Annotated in this window: 1 pseudogene; it reads right to left on the bottom strand. The window is 58.1% G+C overall.

What is annotated here, in order from left to right:
* Window positions 1-83 precede the first annotated feature (83 nt).
* A pseudogene (locus A1830_RS23945) lies at window positions 84-236 on the bottom strand (PAAR domain-containing protein); the annotation flags it as partial.

Raw genomic sequence — 236 nt, 5'->3', positions numbered from 1 at the left:
AGCGTCAGGTCAGAGGCTTTATACAGCCCTTCCGGGACTTCTGACTGTATCGGCAGTGTCTGTTCCGGCTCCCCGCCAATGCGGACGTTATCTGAACCCATCATCACTTTGCCGCCACAGGTGGTCTGGTCACCTGTACGGGCAGCTGGCAGGCCGTTGATAAATACGCGTGAGGAGCCTTCGGCCATCTGCTGTGAACCACCGTCCTTAGCGCATTCCACCATGCTGTTGGTCGC

Origin of the sequence: Erwinia sp. ErVv1 (assembly GCF_900068895.1) — a bacterium.
Lineage (GTDB): Bacteria > Pseudomonadota > Gammaproteobacteria > Enterobacterales > Enterobacteriaceae > Erwinia.
The sequence above is the reverse complement of the archived record's forward strand: the minus strand, read 5'-3'. Positions and strand labels throughout refer to the sequence as shown.